This window comes from Pseudomonas sp. FBCC-B1667, from assembly GCF_059133255.1.
In genome coordinates this window covers 5,586,518-5,602,367 of sequence record NZ_CP101437.1, presented here as the reverse complement: position 1 = coordinate 5,602,367, position 15,850 = coordinate 5,586,518, and the positions used below count along the sequence as shown (strand labels likewise).

Below are 15,850 nucleotides of genomic sequence, written 5' to 3'. Positions count from 1 at the left end.
CATGATTTTTGCGAGTAGGCATTTTGGGGCATTGACGGAACGCCGGCTATTTCCCCATCGAATTCAGATTCATTGAGTGAGTCGCCCATTGTTCCGCTGTTTGCTGATCCACCGGCAAGGAGAATCGGAAGGTGGCGCCTCGTCCGGGCAGATCGATCAACTGGATCTCGCGACCGTGCAATTGCAGGATCCGATGCACGATACGCAGCCCCAATCCGCCATCGCGCCGTGCACCGCCAATGTTGAAGGGGCGCAGGAACAGGCCTTCGCGTAATGGCGCCGCAATACCGGGGCCGGTGTCGCTGACGGTAACTTCGATAAACGACCCTTGCGGGCGCAGGCTCAGCTCGATTTCTCCACCTTGAGGGGTATCGCGCAGGGCATTGTCGAACAGGTTGGTCAGCACCCGTTCGATCAGTCCAAGGTCGGCGCAGGCCGCAGAAACGTTCGGGGCGAAAGTGGCCTTCAGTTCGATCTGGCGCGCTTCGGCGGTCAGTTCGAATTTCTGAAAAATGTCCTGCACCAGATCGGTCAGGGAAAAGCGTTCCAGCACCGGTTGTACAAAACCGTGTTCCAGTCTGACCAGTTCCAGCAGCGACTGCGCCAGCCCACCCACCTTGCGGCTTTGATCGAGCGCGATGCCCAGATAGCGACGCCGGTCGGCGGAGGTTAACGTGGCGTCCTTGAGTGACAGGGTTTCCAGGTATCCATGCAGCGATGCCAGTGGTGTTCGCAGATCGTGGGAAATGTTCGCCACCAATTCGCGGCGCTCCTGATCCTGACGGGTCAGCGAACGCCACTGTTCATTGAGGCGGGTTTGCATCTGCCGGAAGGCGGCGTCGAGCACGGCAATTTCATCGTGACTGGCGGCTTTTTCTACCGGTACTAACGCAGGCGGTGTGGAGGGCACGCCGTCGATGTCGAACTGGCTGACCCTTTCGGTCAAACGCCGCAGCGGTCGGGTAATCAGGGCAAATGCCGTGAGGCCGGCAATCAGGCACAACAACGCCACCAGACCGATGGATAACAGGGCGGTATTGAGCGCGGCGCTGGTCGCGCCGCGTTCGGCGAAGCGGTCGTGTTCTTCGCTGAGCAGTACCACATACAGATAACCGGCCGGTTGGCCGTTTACCTGCAATGGCGCGGCGCTGAACACTTTGCGGCCGTCGATGCTGCGCGGATCATCGCCGAGAATCGGCAGGGCATCGCCTTTGAGCAATCGCTGAACGGGGGCCAGATCGATCCGCTCCCGGTGTATCCGGCCTTCCGGTGCAGCGCTTCCGACAATCTTGCCTTCGGTGTCCAGCAGATACACCTCAACGCTGGGATTGACCTGCATGAGTTTGCTGAACAGTTCTCGAATGGCATTGGGCATCAGGCCACTACTGTCCATCAGCACCGTGTCATGGGCAATGTGTTGCGCCAGATCGCGCGACAGCCCCTGCACCACTTCCAGCTCGTGCATCTTGTTGGAACGCACTTGCATCCAGGCCGATGTGCCACAACACACCAGCAACAGAACGGCGAATACCAGGGACAGGCGTTGTGTCAGGGTCAGCCTCATGGCTGCTCCTCCTTGACGGCGAATTTGTAGCCTCGGCCCCACACCGTGAGGATGCGCGCGGGGAGCGCCGGATCGGCTTCGATCTTGGCCCGCAGACGGTTGATGTGGGTGTTCACCGTGTGTTCGTAACCTTCATGGCTGTAACCCCAGACTGCGTTGAGCAGGTCCATGCGCGAGAAGACTTTTCCGGGTTGGCGGACGAAGAAATACAGCAAGTCGAATTCCCGTGGCGTGAGGTCCAGACGCCGGCCGTCGAGCGAGACGTCGCGGGTGATCGGGTCGATGGACAGGCCATCCGTCATCAGGCTGCCCGAGTCCATTTTCAGGTTTCGGGCCATGGCGTCGACCCGGCGCAGCAGGGCTTTGACCCGGGCGACGAGCTCCAGCATCGAAAAGGGTTTGGCGAGGTAATCGTCGGCGCCAAGTTCAAGCCCGAGGATCCGGTGTACTTCGCTGGAGCGTGCGCTGGTGATGATGATCGGGGTGTAGCGGGCCATCGCCCGGGCACGACGGCAGATCTCCAGGCCGTCGACCCCGGGCAGCATCAGGTCGAGGATCAACGCGTCCCAGCTTCCTTGCTGTAGCAGGCGCATGCCTTCGTCACCGTCGGCGCAGTGCACCACCTCGAACGGCTCATCGCGAAGATGCAGGCAGATCAGGTCGGCGATGTGCAGGTCGTCCTCGACGACAAGGACACGTTTGGTCTGTTCCATAAAGCTCAATCCTTTGTAGCGCAATGGGCACATTGTGCGGGTTTTCCTCAGTCCGAGTTATCACGAATTGTTTAACTGCTCGTGAGGATTTGGCGATCAACCCAAGCCTAGGCTGTGTTCCTTATCAGGCATCGGGAATTTTGGAGAAGGCCATGTTTTCACGGCGACAGTTTCTTGTAGCGAGCGGCGGGCTGGGCGCTGCAGCCTTGGTGATCGGTGTGTTGCCAAAATTTGCCGCCCGTACCGCGCTGGTCAGTGATGCCGGCGCGGCGGAGGTATTCGAGGTGACCCACAGCGACAGCGAATGGCACGCCATGCTCAGCGACGAGCAGTACGAAATCCTGCGTGAAGAGGGCACCGAACGGGCCTACAGCAGCCCTTTGAACAATGAACACCGCGAAGGCATTTTTGCCTGCGCCGGTTGTGATCTGCCGCTGTTCTCATCCAACACCAAGTTTGACAGTCGTACCGGTTGGCCCAGCTTCTGGGCCCCCCTGGACAAAGCGGTGGCCACTCGTCAGGACCGGTCCTTTGGCGTGCTGCGTGAAGAAGTCCATTGCCGGCGCTGTGGCGGTCATCTGGGGCATGTCTTCGACGACGGACCAAAGCCTACCGGCCTGCGTTATTGCATGAACGGTCTGGCGCTGACGTTCGAGCCGCAGGCAGCTTGATTCGTGGGCATGTCATTTCACTCACTTGATGCAGGTCGACGCTATGTGGCTTTTGGTTCTCGCTTACCTCGGTGGTGTACTGACGATTGTCAGCCCCTGCATTCTGCCGGTGCTGCCCTTTGTCTTCGCGCGAACCGGGCAGCCGTTTATGAAGAGTGGCTTGCCGCTGTTGGCGGGGATGGCGTTGACCTTCGCCCTGGTCGCCACGTTGGCGGCGGTGGGCGGCGGTTGGGTGGTGCAAGTCAATCAATACGGTCGCTGGCTCGCGTTGCTGTTCGTTGCACTGTTCGGGCTGACGCTGCTGCTGCCGCGACTGTCCGAGCGTCTGACACGGCCACTGGTGGCGGCCGGAAGCCGATTGTCGCAAGCCGCTGGCGCCGATGCCCGGCCGCGTCCCGGCGCTTCCTTCCTGATTGGCGCCGCCACCGGCCTGCTCTGGGCGCCGTGCGCCGGGCCGATTCTGGGCCTGTTGCTGACCGGTGCGGCGCTGCAAGGGGCAAGCATCGAAACCACGTTGTTGCTGCTGACTTACGCGTCAGGTGCCGCCACGTCGCTGGCCATGGCGTTGCTGCTCGGCGGTAAAGTCTTCGCGGCGATGAAGCGCTCGATCGGCGCTGGCGAATGGGTTCGACGTGGTCTGGGGGCAGCGATGCTGGCGGGTGTCGCCGCGATTGCCCTGGGGGTGGATACGGGGATTCTGGCGCGGGTTTCGACCGCATCCACCGGCGGGATCGAGCAAGCCCTGGTGCTCCGGTTGGCCGGCCAGTCGCCGACCAACAGCGGGGCGATGATCGCTGCAGGTGGCGCGATGAAGGTGAGTGACAAGGCATCGGGCGCCCTACCGATTGAAGGCCATCTCCCACCGCTGGATGGCGCGGTGCAATGGCTCAATTCCCCACCACTGACCGCACAAGCTTTGAAGGGCAAAGTCGTGTTGGTGGATTTCTGGACTTACTCCTGCATCAACTGCCTGCGCACCTTGCCGTATGTAAAAGCATGGGCCGAGAAATACCGCGATCAGGGTTTGGTGGTGATCGGTGTCCATGCGCCCGAATTCGCCTTCGAGCGGGACGTCGATAATGTCACCAAAGCCATGAAGGACTTGGGCATCACTTACCCGGTGGCCATCGATAACGACTACAAACTCTGGCGCGCCTTCAACAACGAATACTGGCCGGCCCACTATTTTGCCGATGCTCAGGGGCGCATTCGTTATCACCACTTTGGTGAAGGTGATTACGCCGAATCGGAAAGGGTCATCCAGCAACTGCTGCGTGAAGCGGGCACGGTGAACGTCGCGGACGGTTTGATCCATGCGGAGGCGACAGGGGTTCAGCTCGCGCCGGACATGAGCGAAGTGCAATCACCGGAAACCTATGTCGGTTTCCAGCGGGCGGAGCATTTCGTTCCCGAGTCCGGTCTTTTACCTGACAAAGTGGCCGCGTATAGCCCTCCCGTCGATCTGGCCCTCAACGACTGGAGCCTGGACGGAAAATGGAATGTCGGTTCAGAGCGTGCGACTTCCAGCGCGCCTGTCAGTCGCATCGTTTATCGCTTCCATGCCCGTGATCTGCACCTGGTGCTGGGCCCCGGTGCCGACGGTAAACCGGTGCGATTCAAAGTGCTCATTGATGGCAAAGCCCCTGGCGATGCCCACGGCTCCGATGTCGCACCCGATGGCAGCGGCAGGGTGAGCGAACAGCGTTTGTATCAATTGGTACGCCAGAGCGGCGGCGTGACGGACCGGACGTTCAGCATCGAGTTTCTCGATCCGGGTGTCTCGGCCTATGCATTTACGTTCGGTTGAAGTCATTTTATTTATTGAGGAGTCATGCGCCATGAAAACCCTGCTCACCTGGCGCCGTACCCTGTTGGGGATGGCCGCTGCCGGCGTTATCAGTCAATGCTCGGCATTCTCGTTCGGGGCCGAAGAAGCCGTCGTCATCCCCCCACCAACTCTGGATGAAACGACCCAGGTCCACAGCGAAAAAGTGGTGTTTGCCGGCGGATGTTTTTGGGGCGTCCAAGGCGTTTTTCAGCACGTTAAAGGCGTGAAGAAAGCAGTCTCCGGTTACGCGGGCGGTGCGGCCAATACCGCCCAATATGAACGGGTCAGCGAGGGCGATACCGGCCATGCGGAATCTGTTGAAGTGACGTTCGATCCGGCTCAAGTCAGTTACGGGACATTGCTGCAGATCTATTTTTCGGTGGCCCACAACCCCACCGAACTGAATCGGCAGGGGCCCGACAGCGGGACTCAATACCGGTCGGCGATTTTCACTGAGAGTACCGAACAGCAACGCGTCGCCCAGGCTTACATTGCTCAGTTAGACGCTGCTCATTCGTTCAACAAACCCATCGTGACCAAGCTGGAAACCTACAACGGTTTCTACCCGGCGGAGGAGGAGCACCAGGATTTTCTGACCGAGCACCCGACCTATCCGTACATCGTGATCAACGATCTACCGAAAGTGGCGCAGTTGAAGCAGTTGTACCCCGATCGTTATCAGGAGAAACCGGTGTTGGTGAAGACGGGGATGTGAGTGAAGTGCGATAACGGGGGTTGTTTTGTACCACGCCGAAACTCATGGTCACTTGAAACGCCCTGACGCGCAGATATCAAATGATTCGCCTGGCATCGAGATCAGTTCATGGCCCATTGCCACGGCTAGTGTTTACCCCACAACTGCATGGCAAAGTCGACGAAGTGGCGTAATTTCGGTAGGCGGTAGCGGTCCTGGGCGTATACCAAGTGCATGGGCCGGCTCGGCAGCTGATAGTTCTGCATCAACGCCACCAGTTTGCCATTGAGCAGGTCTTGTTCCACCAGCGCATCGGGCAGCATCATGATGCCCATCCCGGTACGGGCCGCCTGGTGTAAACCCGCCGAACTGTTGATCAGCATCGGACCACTGACGGCTACCGTCACTTCGCCTTCCGGCCCGGTCATGCGCCATTTTTTTTCGACTGATTGCCAGTCATCACCGACCGGATAGGAAAAGGACAAACAGTCGTGATGTCGCAGGTCTTCGGGTTTTTCCGGCGTTGATTGGCGTGCCAGGTATTCCGGTGATGCGCAGATGGTCAGGGTGTAGTCGATGAGCGGGCGGGCAATCAGGTTGGACGGCTCGATGGCGCCCAAGCGAAACGCCACATCAATGCCGTTCTCGAGCAGGTCCGGGCGCCCGTTAGTGAGCACCACGTCAAGTTTGACCTGGGGGCATTGCCGCGAAAATTCGCTGAGGGCGGGCGCGAGCCTTTCCGTGCCGAAAGTCAGTGGTGCCGTGATGCGCAAGGTGCCGCTGGGCGCATCCTGACTCTGTTCGGCCAACCGTTCGGAATCGGCCACCAATCCCAATACTTCAAGACATCGCTGGTAATAAGCGGAGCCGAATTCCGTCAGGCGCTGGCGCCGTGTCGTCCGGTTAAGCAAGCGCACACCCAGCCGTCGCTCCAGCGCGCGCAGGTGATTGCCGACCATGGTCGTGGACATTTCGCACTGCTGCGCGGCGGCCGTCATGCTGCCAGCTTCCACTACCCGTACGTAAACGGTCATTGCCTGGAACAAATCCATTATGAATCTCAGCTTTAAGATGATTGAAGTATTACAGCGTTTATCCATCTCAGGTGGCTAACCATACTGCAAAAACACCGACCATTGATGGAGCTTGATGCCGTGACCGCCGCCTGCCTGATGAGCACTTACCAACCGCTGGCCTTGAGTTTCAACAGAGGGTTGGGCACGCGCCTGTGGGATGAGGCGGGTCGTGAATACCTGGATGCAGTGGCGGGTGTCGCAGTGACCAACGTTGGTCACTCGCATCCGCGAATTGTCTCGGCAATCAGCGAGCAAGCCGGTTTGCTATTGCACACGTCCAACCTCTACAGCATTAACTGGCAACTACGGCTGGCGCAGCGGCTGACGACGTTGTCCGGCATGGAGCGGGCGTTCTTCAACAACTCCGGTGCCGAAGCCAACGAAACCGCGCTGAAACTGGCACGACTTTACGGCTGGCACAAAAGCGTCGAGCAACCGCTGGTGGTGGTCATGGAAAACGCTTTTCATGGCCGGACGCTGGGCACGTTATCCGCCAGCGATGGCCCGGCTGTGCGCCTGGGGTTCAATGAATTACCGGGGGATTTCGTCAAGGTTCCATTCGGTGATCTGCGCGCTCTGAACGATGTTCAACAAGCCCACGGTCAACGTATCGTGGCAGTCCTGATGGAGCCGATTCAGGGCGAAAGCGGCGTGCAGTTGCCGCCGCCGGGCTATCTCAAAGCGGTGCGCGAACTCTGCAACAAGCGCTCGTGGTTGATGATGCTCGACGAAATCCAGACCGGAATCGGCCGCACCGGCCAGTGGTTCGCGTTCCAGCACGAGGGCATCGTCCCGGACGTCATGACCCTGGCCAAAGGGTTAGGCAACGGCATCCCCATCGGCGCCTGCCTGGCTCGGGGCAAAGCCGCCGATCTGTTCACACCGGGCAGCCATGGCAGCACGTTTGGTGGCAATCCACTGGCCTGCCGTGTGGGTTGCACGGTGCTGGACATCATCGAAGAACAAGGTCTGCTGGAGAACGCCAGGCTTCAGGGCGAACGTCTGCTCGCCAGATTTCGCAGCGAGTTGGCGGACAATCCGAACGTCCTGGCCATCCGTGGTCAAGGCTTGATGATCGGCATCGAACTCAAGCAACCGATCCGCGACCTGACCCTGATTGCCGCGCGGGATCACGGCTTGCTGATCAACGTGACACGCGGGAAAACCATTCGCCTGCTGCCGCCGTTGACGATTGATGAGCGGGAGGTGGAGATGATTGTCAGAGGGGTTTGTCGGGCCGTGACCATTGCATGACACATGTTCCTGATCGTCCCCACGCTCTGCGTCACGCTTTAGGGGCGCGGAGCGGCTGCATTCCCACGCGGGGCGTGGGAATGATCAGTAAGACTGCGGCGTCAGGGGATATGAGATTGTCTGTCGGTGTTCGCGAAAGCGCTGATTTCACCTCGATCCATCAGTTTGATTTTTGACCCGTGGAACCCTGCGAACAATTGCCGGTGTGCGGCAAATCCACTGGCATCCTCACGCAGCCGATAACTGGCGGCCCATTCCACCAACGCCATCAGCAACTCGTCATTGTCCGGTCTGTGTTCCCGCTGACGAATATTGGCCACACAACTTTCGTCATCCACACACAACCAGATCAGCGCCGTTGCCCTGTGGATAAGTTCGCTGACGATCCAGCCATAAACGCCTTCGATCACCCACTGCTTTTCATCGGCCGCGACCCGCGCGATGCCCAGTGCGGCGGCATACGGACGGGCGATGCTGTGCTCGTCCGACAGCCAGTGAATCCGGTCGAGATCGATCCATGGCACCTTGAGGTGTGCGGCCAATCGTTCCGCCAGCCAGCTTTTGCCGGCGCCGGAGTTGCCGATGATCAGCGTGCGGGTGAGGTTCATGGTGACTCGCCGTATCAGTCGTCATGTTCAGGCGCAACCATCCGGGTCTTGGGTGAGCCGTTTGAGTTGTGCTGATAGATATCCTGGGGTTGCCCTTTATCATTGAAGTACACCTGGCCGATGCCTGCCGAGTTCCATAGCCGTTCTCCGGCCTCGGCGTGTTCAGGGACGTGCGGGACGATGCGCATGCGTCGGCGTTTGGTCAGCCAGTTGAGGGGCGAACGCGGCGAGTAGAGCCAGCGATTGAGGCGGTCGAACCATTCGAGCAGCCTCGGTGGGAATTCATTCTTGATGCCGCTGCTGGTGATCTGCCAGATTTTCGGGCCGGCCTTGCGGTGACGGATCAGCACTTCGTAGACGAAGGAATAATGCACATCGCCGGACAGCACCACGTAGTTACCCGGCGTGCGTGAGTGTCGGAAAATGTTCAGGATCACTTGCGCCGCGCCGCGATGGGCCATCCAGTTTTCGGCATCCACCAACAGGGGATAACCGAACCAGCTGAAGACTTTCTGCACGGTTTCGATCAGTTTGACGCCGAAGATCGGTGCGGGTGAAACGATGATCGCCGACGGATGATCGAGCAGTTCCTGTTGCAGTTCGCTGAGGGCCTCCCAGTCCAACAGGCCCGACGGTTGCTTGAGGTTCATCTCGCTGCGCCAGCGCCGGGTGCGGGTGTCGATCACCACCAGTGCGGGTGTGGTGGGCAGCACGTAATGCCACTGCTGAAAGCTCAACAGCGCATCGATCAAGTCATCCTGCACCGGGCTGTCGAGGTAACGGTCGGCCCCGGTGACGCTGAGCAAACGGGTTTTTTCCAGCACATCGCTGAACGCGTCGGGGTTGTTGCCCCAGCCCTGGCACAGCATGTAGGCGATCAAGGCGTTGCCGATGATGCGCTTGGAGAACGGATGGCCGTAGGCCGTTTCCTCCCATTGCGCGGAAAGGTTCCAGTCGTCGGTGATGTCGTGGTCATCGAAAATCATCAGGCACGGCAGATGTGCCATGGCCCGGGCGACACCGCCCAGGCCGGATTTGAAGCCTTCGATATGGGTTTGTTCAACGGCGTAACGCTTGAGCCTCTCAGGCGTCAGCGCAGGGGGTTGCGGGGCGATCAATGTCCACGGCGTCGGCGACCAGACCAGCAAATACATGGCCATCACTTCAGCGAACGTCACCAAGTGATTGTCGGCACTGCTGCTGGTGAAAATCGGCTTGCGCGCGCCACCGAAAAATCGCTCGCGCAGGGTTTCGTTGCTTTCAAGCGCCGGTAACAAATCCGCACGGTGGTAGTAGCTGGCCGGGTGCTCATAAAGCTTGGCACTGTCGCTGACCACGGCACCGTCGAGGGTTTCCTGGAACAGGCCGAATCGCTCGATCAAGGCATGAATCGCCCGCAACATCGGTCCCGCCACATCGTCGGCGTAAATCTGATCGCCGGTCATCATCAGCAGCGCGGGCCGCTGCGATGCGTCATGTTCCGTTGCCAATAGACCGTCGACACAGAGCAAGCCATCGGTGGCCGGGTGATGGGGTTTACGGCAGGAGCCATGCAGCAATTGATCAATGCGCGAGCGCAGGACGAAGTTTGGGCAGTGAGCATCGCCGTAGAGCAAATGCGGGGCCCACTCGGCGATGCCCGTCCCGTCGATCAACAGGTCGTATTCGATCACGGTGTCGCAGGGCAGGGCGGTCGCCAGCGGAACATCGATCAAATGGATAAACGCGTGAGTGCCGATCGGGATGACGGTGCACTGTCCGTCGTCCAGTCGGATGTCTGCGCAGTCTTGCAGGCGCAACGTCAGCGACAGCGCCCGGGAGCCCACGAGCCACATGACCAGCCGGGCAGGTTCCAGCCGCCGCAACAGCGGGCCGACCAGCACCGGTGGCAGTGAGTTGCAATCGTCAGACAAAGGCAGAGATACGGACATCCAGGTTCAAGGCTCTTGGCGCACAGGCCGGCGATGATAGCGCAGGTGATCGCCTTTTCCTGTTAAGCGGGCGCCGCGATTGCTCACGACGCCATGCCAAAAGTTTTCCGTGAACCTAAGCCGCCCAGCCCGCCCCACTGACCGCCGCCTGTGCCAATGGATGCATATCTGCCCCTTGATGCTCCGTCTGCCAGGCCAGCAACTCCTTGCGCATACCCGGCGTCCAGTACATCTGCAGATGATTACGCACACCGAGTACGGCCGCTTGCTGGTCCGGTTCGGTGGCGAAATACTGGGCGATCTGGTTGGCCATCCTGATCAGGTTTTCAGTGCTCATCGGCGCACCTCCGCTTTGGCGCCACGGGCATGCCGGCGTTCCTTGAGCAAACGGTCCTGTTCATCACTGAAGGCCTGATAGCGTTTCTGCCACTCGGAAGGGTGGTAGACGCGGCTGACCTCCACGGCGGTGACCTTGTACTCCGGACAGTTGGTGGCCCAGTCGGAGTTGTCGGTGGTGATCACGTTGGCCCCCGATTCAGGGAAGTGGAACGTGGTGTACACCACGCCCGGTGCGACCCGTTCGGTGACCCGCGCGCGCAGCACGGTCTGTCCGGCGCGGCTGCCGATGCCGACCCAGTCACCCTCGTTGATGCCACGGCTCTCGGCGTCGGTCGGGTGGATTTCCAGACGGTCCTCGTCGTGCCAGGCAACGTTTTCGGTACGTCGAGTCTGAGCACCGACGTTGTACTGGCTGAGGATGCGTCCGGTGGTCAGCAGCAGCGGATAGCGATTGTTGACCTTCTCTTCGGTGGGCACGTAACCGGTGAGCATGAAGCGCCCCTTGCCGCGCACGAATTCCTCGATGTGCATCGTCGGCGTGCCGTCCGGTGCCGCCGCGTTGCAGGGCCATTGCAGGCTGCCGTGACGATCCAGTTCGGCGTAGCTGACGTGGGTGAAGGTCGGCGTCAGGCTGGCGATTTCATCCATGATGTCTGACGGATGTGTGTAGTTCATCGGGTAGCCCAAGGCGTTTGCCAAAGCCACCGTGCCTTCCCAGTCGGCCTTGCCGCCCAGCGGATCCATGACCTTGCGCACGCGGGAGATGCGTCGCTCGGCGTTGGTGAACGTGCCGTCTTTTTCCAGGAACGAACTGCCCGGCAGGAACACGTGGGCGAACCTGGCGGTTTCGTTGAGGAAAATGTCCTGCACCACGATGCATTCCATGGCCGACAGGGCTGCGGTGACGTGTTGGGTATTCGGATCGCTCTGGGCGATGTCCTCGCCCTGGCAATACAGGCCTTTGAAACTGCCGCTCAAAGCAGCCTCGAACATGTTCGGAATACGCAGGCCTGGATCGGGTTGCAGCGTGACGTTCCACGCCTGTTCGAACTGTGCGCGAACGACCTCATTGGAGATGTGCCGGTAGCCCGGCAATTCGTGGGGAAAGGAGCCCATGTCGCACGAACCCTGAACGTTGTTCTGCCCACGCAACGGGTTCACGCCCACGCCTTCGCGGCCGATGTTGCCGGTGGCCATGGCCAGGTTGGCGATGCCCATGACGGCAGTGCTGCCCTGGCTGTGTTCGGTGACGCCGAGGCCGTAGTAGATCGCCGCGTTCCCACCGGTGGCATATAGACGGGCGGCGGCACGGATGTCGGCAGCGTCTACGCCGCAGATGGCGCCCAGCACTTCCGGCGAGTTTTCCGCACGGCTGACGAACTCGCTCCAGCGGGCGAAATCGCTGCCCTCGCAACGGGCGTCGATAAAGGTTTGATCGAGCAGACCTTCGGTGACGATGACGTGGGCCAACGCATTGAGCATCGCGACGTTGGTGCCCGGACGCAGGGCCAGGTGCAGTTCGGCGCGGGCATGCACCGAGTCCACCAGATCAATGCGGCGTGGGTCGATAACGATCAGCCGTGCGCCTTCACGCAGGCGACGTTTGAGCTGGGACGCGAACACCGGGTGGGCGTCGCTGGGGTTGGCGCCCATCACCAGAATCACGTCGGCCTGCATCACCGAGTCGAAACTCTGGGTGCCGGCGGACTCGCCCAAGGTTTGTTTCAGGCCATAACCGGTCGGCGAATGGCAGACTCGCGCACAGGTGTCGACGTTGTTGTTGCCGAACGCGGCGCGCACCAGTTTTTGCACCAGGTAGGTTTCTTCGTTGGTGCAACGGCTGGAGGTGATGCCACCAATGGAGTCGCGGCCGTATTTTTGCTGCAACCGACGGAATTCGCTGGCGGCGTAGGTCACCGCTTCATCCCAGCTGACTTCCTGCCAAGGGTCGTTGATGTGCTTACGGATCATCGGTGTGGTGATGCGATCCGGATGAGTGGCGTAGCCCCAGGCAAAGCGCCCTTTGACGCAGGAGTGGCCATGGTTGGCCTGGCCATTCTTGTCGGGAACCATGCGCACCAGTTGGTCGCCTTTCATCTCGGCGCGGAACGAGCAGCCCACGCCGCAATAGGCACACGTGGTGATCACGCTGCGTTCAGGCTGACCCAGTTCGACCACGCTTTTTTCCATCAGCGTCGCGGTGGGGCAGGCTTGCACACAGGCGCCGCAGGACACGCATTCCGACTCGAGGAAGTTATCGCCTCCGGCGGCCTCGACCCGGGACTCGAAGCCGCGCCCGGTGATGGTCAGGGCAAACGTGCCCTGGGTTTCTTCGCAAGCGCGCACGCAGCGGTTGCAGACGATGCACTTGCTTGGGTCGTAATCGAAATACGGATTGGAAGTGTCCTTCACATCAGCCAGATGGTTGTCGCCTTCATAACCGTAACGCACTTCCCGAAGCCCGACCTGGCCTGCGACGGTTTGCAGTTCGCAGTTGCCGTTGGCCGAGCAGGTCAGGCAGTCCAGCGGGTGATCGGAGATGTACAGCTCCATGACGTTGCGCCGCAGCGTCGCGAGTTTCGGCGTCTGGGTGTGCACGCTCATGCCTTCGCTGACCGGCGTGGTGCAAGACGCCGGATAACCGCGCATGCCGTCGATTTCCACCAGGCACATGCGGCACGAGCCGAAGGCTTCGAGGCTGTCGGTGGCGCACAGTTTCGGAATCGTGGTGCCCATCAACGCAGCGGCGCGCATCACCGAAGTGCCTTCGGGCACGCTGATGCTGCGACCGTCGATGTTCAAAGTGACTTGCACCTGACTTTCGCGGGCCGGCGTGCCCAGATCGATATCGGTGTTCGGGTCGAAGAGGGTGATCATTGGTCGGCCTCCGAAGATTGCAGACCGAAGTCGGCGGGGAAGTACTTGAGGGCGCTGACGACCGGAAACGGCGCCATGCCGCCCAACGCGCAGAGCGAACCGTATTGCATCGTGTCGCACAGGTCCTTGAGGATGATCGCCTGTTCATCGCGACCGCTTTGGTCTGGCGCGGCCAGCAAGCGATCGATCACCTCCACGCCCCGGGTCGAACCGATGCGGCAGGGCGTGCATTTGCCACAGGATTCCTCGGCGCAGAACTGCATGGCGAAGCGCGCCATGTGGGCCATGTCCAGCGTGTCGTCAGCCACCACCACACCGCCGTGACCAAGCATCGCGCCGATACCGGCGAACGCTTCGTAATCCAGCGGCGTGTCGAATTGTGAGGGCGGCACCCAGGCGCCGAGCGGGCCGCCAACCTGCGCGGCTTTCAGCGGTCGGCCACTGGCGGTGCCGCCGCCGTAGTCTTCCACCAGTTCGCGCAGCGTCAGGCCAAAGGCCCGTTCCACCAGGCCACCACGACGAATATTGCCCGCCAATTGAAAGGGCATGGTGCCGAGGGAGCGGCCCATGCCGTAATCGCGATAGAATTGCGCGCCCTTGGCCATAATCAGCGGCACCGAGGCCAGGGTCAGCACGTTGTGTACCAGCGTCGGCTGGCCGAACAACCCCTTCAGCGCAGGAATCGGTGGCTTGGCGCGGACGATCCCGCGTTTGCCTTCGAGGGAATCCAGCAGCGCGGTTTCCTCACCGCAGATGTAAGCGCCGGCACCGACACGTACTTCCATATCGAAGGCCAAGCCGCTGCCGCCGACATTGGCGCCGAGGTAACCGTTAGTCCGGGCAATCTCCAGCGCTTCATTCAGCGTGGCGACGGCCTGTGGATATTCCGAGCGCACATAGATGTAGCCGTAGCTGGCGCCAACGGTGATGCCGGCAATGGCCATGCCTTCAATCAGCAGGAAGGGGTCACCTTCCATCAACATGCGGTCGGCGAACGTGCCGGAGTCGCCTTCATCGGCGTTGCACACAATGTACTTCTGCGCAGCCTGCGTGGCGCGCACCGTGCGCCATTTGATCCCGGCCGGGAAGGCGGCGCCGCCACGGCCACGCAGGCCTGAATCGAACACCACCGTCGCGGTTTCATCGCCGCCAAGAATGACGGCCCTTGTTAAACCCTCGAAACCGCCGTGGGCCCGGTAATCGTCCAGCGACAGCGGCCGGGTGATACCGGCGCGGGCGAACAGCAAGCGTTGTTGAGACTTCAGATACGGCAATTCTTCCACCAGGCCCAAGGCCAGTGGGTGCGAGGACGGGTCGCCTTGCAGTGCATCGAGCACGGACGGCACATCGCTAGCGGTCAGCGGGCCAAAACCGATACGGCCTTGCGGGGTGTCCACTTCCAGCAAGGGTTCCAGCCAGTACAGGCCGCGCGAGCTGGTGCGTTGCAGGTCCTGGCTGGCAAGGGCAGACGCCACCGCATCGGCACCGACGGCACGGGCCAGGGAATCACAGGATAGATAGAGGCTCATACGTCCTCCCGGCAAGCGTCGAGCAATGCATCCAGACGCTCTGCACTCAGCCGCGCATGCACCTGACCATCCAGCTCCAGCGCCGGCGAGCAGGCACAAGCACCAAGGCAATACACCGGACGCAAACTGATGCTGCCATCGGCGCTGCTGCCGTGATCATCCAGTTGAAGACGATCACGCAATTGCGCGGCAAGCTGCTCAGCGCCACGGCTTTTGCACGACTCGGCGCGGCACAGACGCAAGATATGCCGAGCCGGCGGCGCGGTGCGGAAATCGTGGTAGAAGCTGATCACCCCGCGAATCTCGGCCTGACTCTGATTGAGAGCGTGGGCAATCTCGGGGACGGCGGCATCGGGGATGTAACCGATACCGGCCTGAATCTCATGAAGAATGGGCAACAGTGCACCCGCAGAGCCCTTGTGGCGCTCCAGCACGCTGTTGACCATAGGCAATTGCAACATCTCATCAGGCATACAGCATTCCTCACGGTCACGGACAAACCAGGTGGTTGTCGGTCGTCCGAAAGTGTCGGCTGCGGCATTCACACCACGTCACGGAATCGTGGCATTGTCAGGCCGTGGCCAGGGCACCCTGAGCGGGCATCTTGTTGTGCCCGGCGCGGTCTTTGCCGCACCTTTTATAGGGCATTAAGGCAGCTTGCCACGCTGGTATTGATTCGACTGCACCAAAGCGACGTGTTTGGTTCTTTCCACGACCACCCGTTAAGTCTAGAAGAGCACTGACCACGGCGCGCATTGTCTGTAAT

The 15,850-nt window shown here is 60.7% G+C and carries 13 protein-coding genes; 4 read left to right on the top strand and 9 right to left on the bottom strand.

What is annotated here, in order from left to right:
* Window positions 1–46: 46 nt before the first annotated feature.
* Window positions 47–1,564, bottom strand: a complete 1,518-nt coding sequence (locus tag NL116_RS25865; protein WP_494374629.1) for a sensor histidine kinase — start codon at window positions 1,562–1,564, stop codon at window positions 47–49.
* Complete coding sequence (locus NL116_RS25860) at window positions 1,561–2,277, bottom strand: response regulator transcription factor (RefSeq protein ID WP_494374628.1); 717 nt, start codon at window positions 2,275–2,277, stop codon at window positions 1,561–1,563. The genes NL116_RS25865 and NL116_RS25860 overlap by 4 nt, the downstream gene beginning before the upstream one ends.
* A 152-nt stretch (window positions 2,278–2,429) precedes the next feature.
* Here NL116_RS25860 and msrB point away from each other — a divergent pair, with 152 nt between their 5' ends.
* From msrB to msrA, 3 genes are read left to right on the top strand one after another with little or no spacing between them, the layout of a single operon-like run.
* Window positions 2,430–2,948: a peptide-methionine (R)-S-oxide reductase MsrB gene (gene msrB / locus NL116_RS25855; protein WP_494374627.1), complete on the top strand. Its 519-nt coding sequence runs from the start codon at window positions 2,430–2,432 to the stop codon at window positions 2,946–2,948.
* A gap of 43 nt (window positions 2,949–2,991) precedes the next feature.
* Window positions 2,992–4,755 carry a cytochrome c biogenesis protein DipZ gene (locus tag NL116_RS25850; RefSeq protein ID WP_494374626.1) on the top strand — a complete coding sequence of 588 codons (1,764 nt, stop codon included), beginning with the start codon at window positions 2,992–2,994 and terminating at the stop codon, window positions 4,753–4,755.
* Window positions 4,756–4,786: 31 nt separating this feature from the next.
* Entirely contained in the window at window positions 4,787–5,491 is a 705-nt protein-coding gene (msrA, locus tag NL116_RS25845; protein WP_494374625.1) for a peptide-methionine (S)-S-oxide reductase MsrA, read from the top strand.
* 125 nt (window positions 5,492–5,616) lie between these two features.
* Here msrA and NL116_RS25840 read toward each other — a convergent pair whose 3' ends face one another.
* The gene (locus NL116_RS25840; protein ID WP_494374624.1) at window positions 5,617–6,522 is read right to left on the bottom strand and encodes a LysR family transcriptional regulator; all 906 of its coding nucleotides are present in this window, start codon (window positions 6,520–6,522) and stop codon (window positions 5,617–5,619) included.
* A 102-nt stretch (window positions 6,523–6,624) separates the two neighbouring features.
* Here NL116_RS25840 and NL116_RS25835 point away from each other — a divergent pair, with 102 nt between their 5' ends.
* Window positions 6,625–7,800, top strand: a complete 1,176-nt coding sequence (locus tag NL116_RS25835) for an aspartate aminotransferase family protein (protein WP_494374623.1) — start codon at window positions 6,625–6,627, stop codon at window positions 7,798–7,800.
* A gap of 101 nt (window positions 7,801–7,901) precedes the next feature.
* Here NL116_RS25835 and NL116_RS25830 read toward each other — a convergent pair whose 3' ends face one another.
* The 6 genes from NL116_RS25830 to NL116_RS25805 form a co-directional block, all read right to left on the bottom strand.
* Window positions 7,902–8,408 carry a P-loop NTPase family protein gene (locus NL116_RS25830; RefSeq protein WP_494374622.1) on the bottom strand — a complete coding sequence of 169 codons (507 nt, stop codon included), beginning with the start codon at window positions 8,406–8,408 and terminating at the stop codon, window positions 7,902–7,904.
* A gap of 14 nt (window positions 8,409–8,422) precedes the next feature.
* Window positions 8,423–10,339: an alkaline phosphatase D family protein gene (locus NL116_RS25825; RefSeq protein WP_494374621.1), complete on the bottom strand. Its 1,917-nt coding sequence runs from the start codon at window positions 10,337–10,339 to the stop codon at window positions 8,423–8,425.
* A gap of 115 nt (window positions 10,340–10,454) precedes the next feature.
* Entirely contained in the window at window positions 10,455–10,676 is a 222-nt protein-coding gene (locus NL116_RS25820; protein ID WP_494374620.1) for a formate dehydrogenase subunit delta, read from the bottom strand.
* The gene (gene fdhF / locus NL116_RS25815; RefSeq protein ID WP_494374619.1) at window positions 10,673–13,555 is read right to left on the bottom strand and encodes a formate dehydrogenase subunit alpha; all 2,883 of its coding nucleotides are present in this window, start codon (window positions 13,553–13,555) and stop codon (window positions 10,673–10,675) included. Before fdhF ends, NL116_RS25820 begins: the two co-directional genes overlap by 4 nt.
* Window positions 13,552–15,084 carry a formate dehydrogenase beta subunit gene (locus NL116_RS25810; protein WP_494374618.1) on the bottom strand — a complete coding sequence of 511 codons (1,533 nt, stop codon included), beginning with the start codon at window positions 15,082–15,084 and terminating at the stop codon, window positions 13,552–13,554. The genes fdhF and NL116_RS25810 overlap by 4 nt, the downstream gene beginning before the upstream one ends.
* Window positions 15,081–15,557, bottom strand: coding sequence for a formate dehydrogenase subunit gamma (locus tag NL116_RS25805; protein WP_494374617.1), 477 nt, complete (start codon window positions 15,555–15,557; stop codon window positions 15,081–15,083). Before NL116_RS25805 ends, NL116_RS25810 begins: the two co-directional genes overlap by 4 nt.
* Between the last annotated feature and the right edge of the window lie 293 nt (window positions 15,558–15,850).

Coding starts and splice junctions, on each gene's coding strand:
- NL116_RS25865 (WP_494374629.1), bottom strand. CDS start 1,564: ATGAGGCTGACCCTGACACAACGCCTGTCCCTGGTATTCGCCGTTCTG.
- NL116_RS25860 (WP_494374628.1), bottom strand. CDS start 2,277: ATGGAACAGACCAAACGTGTCCTTGTCGTCGAGGACGACCTGCACATC.
- msrB (WP_494374627.1), top strand. CDS start 2,430: ATGTTTTCACGGCGACAGTTTCTTGTAGCGAGCGGCGGGCTGGGCGCT.
- NL116_RS25850 (WP_494374626.1), top strand. CDS start 2,992: ATGTGGCTTTTGGTTCTCGCTTACCTCGGTGGTGTACTGACGATTGTC.
- msrA (WP_494374625.1), top strand. CDS start 4,787: ATGAAAACCCTGCTCACCTGGCGCCGTACCCTGTTGGGGATGGCCGCT.
- NL116_RS25840 (WP_494374624.1), bottom strand. CDS start 6,522: ATGGATTTGTTCCAGGCAATGACCGTTTACGTACGGGTAGTGGAAGCT.
- NL116_RS25830 (WP_494374622.1), bottom strand. CDS start 8,408: ATGAACCTCACCCGCACGCTGATCATCGGCAACTCCGGCGCCGGCAAA.
- NL116_RS25825 (WP_494374621.1), bottom strand. CDS start 10,339: ATGTCCGTATCTCTGCCTTTGTCTGACGATTGCAACTCACTGCCACCG.
- NL116_RS25820 (WP_494374620.1), bottom strand. CDS start 10,676: ATGAGCACTGAAAACCTGATCAGGATGGCCAACCAGATCGCCCAGTAT.
- fdhF (WP_494374619.1), bottom strand. CDS start 13,555: ATGATCACCCTCTTCGACCCGAACACCGATATCGATCTGGGCACGCCG.
- NL116_RS25810 (WP_494374618.1), bottom strand. CDS start 15,084: ATGAGCCTCTATCTATCCTGTGATTCCCTGGCCCGTGCCGTCGGTGCC.
- NL116_RS25805 (WP_494374617.1), bottom strand. CDS start 15,557: ATGCCTGATGAGATGTTGCAATTGCCTATGGTCAACAGCGTGCTGGAG.